The 1465-nt window shown below is 39.8% G+C and carries 1 protein-coding gene and 2 pseudogenes; 2 read left to right on the forward strand and 1 reads right to left on the reverse strand.

Going from position 1 to position 1465, the window contains the following annotated elements; genetic code table 11:
• Window positions 1–252: 252 nt before the first annotated feature.
• Window positions 253–315 (forward strand): annotated as a pseudogene (locus MZO41_RS16480) (recombinase family protein); the annotation flags it as partial.
• A gap of 8 nt (window positions 316–323) precedes the next feature.
• On the opposite strand, the gene MZO41_RS16485 reads toward MZO41_RS16480, so the two are convergent.
• A protein-coding gene (locus MZO41_RS16485) for an IS5 family transposase (protein ID WP_119724045.1) occupies window positions 324–1123 on the reverse strand; the annotation gives its coding sequence in 2 pieces (ribosomal slippage) (window positions 324–856 and window positions 856–1123; 801 coding nt in all).
• Between the two features lie 48 nt (window positions 1124–1171).
• Here MZO41_RS16485 and MZO41_RS16490 point away from each other — a divergent pair.
• Window positions 1172–1381: pseudogene (locus tag MZO41_RS16490) on the forward strand (recombinase family protein); the annotation flags it as partial.
• Window positions 1382–1465 lie beyond the last annotated feature (84 nt).

Raw genomic sequence — 1465 nt, forward strand, 5'->3', positions numbered from 1 at the left:
ATTAATTGGTATTTGAATTCACGGCCACTTAAATGTCTTAATTGGCATACACCAATCGAGATCTTCTTGCTTAATTTACGTCATTAAATTCGTTCAAGTTATTTCTTGCAATCTGCCATATATAATGAGTAAGGTGTTTAGATAGAGTGAAAAGAGGCCACAACTTAACAGTTGTGACCTGGTTTTTGATGCTGTATAATTAAAGGGTTAGAACCGTGTCATTACTTAATGACATAAACAAGGAGATAAAAGATGAAATATGGCTATGCGCGGGTCAGTACCACTGATCAAAAATTAGCAAATCAAATTGAGTTAGAACGTGTTTAGAATCTTTTCAAGAGTATTCGCAGGAAGGCTAAGCTAATCATCATCTTACTGGTGTTCAGCTTTCGCTCACAATTGCGCCAAAGGCGCCGATATTTTCCTAGCCAGCTAAAACTGCGTTCGATAACCCAGCGTTGCGGGGTCACTTGACCGTGCCTAAGGTCACTCTGTTTAGCAATAATGACTTCAGCGTTAATCATTGCCTGAACTGATTGAGCAAAGTTGTTACCAGTATAACCACCATCGGCCATTACTCGTTGAACCAGGTCAAACTGTGATTTGTTTAACGCCAGTAGCGCATTGGCGCCATCACGCTCAGAAACATTGGCAGTTGTCACATGGACTGCCATCGGCAGCCCATTGATATCTACAGCAAGATGGCGCTTAATCCCACTCACCTTTTTACCACCATCGTAGCCGCTACTTTCAGCAGGATCGGTATTCTTGACACTTTGAGCATCTAGAATGATGAACGATGTATAAACTGAACGCTTCTGAGCTAACCGATGTTGGCTGACAATTTTTTTAAAGCCTTATCCAGAGGAGTGATACCAGCAGGAGATGGCGTTTTAGTCCAAAGTAACCAGTAATAATAGACGGTTTCCCATTTAGGAAAATCACTGGGTAAATCGCGCCAAACGCACCCATTTTTCAAGGTATAAAGCAGGGCACAAAAGATATCATATAAATCAACCTTTCTTGGCTTAGTCCGCTTACGTATGCCTTCTAGATCTGTCCGGATTAGTTCAAATTGTTCACGAGAGATGTCGCTACTATAATGGTGTGCAAAGCTTTTCATGGATTAAAAACTCCTGTTTTTGATCTAATTTAACTAAAATCAAATCGAATGTCAAAGTATCCAAACACGTTCTTACTAAAATTGGCAGGAGCAGAAAAAATCTTTCAGGAAAAGTTTACTGGCACAACTACTGAACGACCGGAGTTTCAAAAACTGTTGCGCGTTCTAAAAACAGGCGATACTTTGATTGTCACTAAGTTGGATCGGTTTGCACGCAACAGCGAAGGTTTAAGTCGATTTAAAAATAGGTGTTTTAAGAATTGAATGTTTAATTAATCACGTACGACGGGGATTGCCGCTTTATTAAACAGTTGTGAGAGAAATTTATTTAGGGATTTTAAG

It is taken from the genome of Lactiplantibacillus sp. C232 (assembly GCF_023806725.1).
In the GTDB taxonomy this organism is placed as follows: domain Bacteria; phylum Bacillota; class Bacilli; order Lactobacillales; family Lactobacillaceae; genus Lactiplantibacillus; species Lactiplantibacillus plantarum.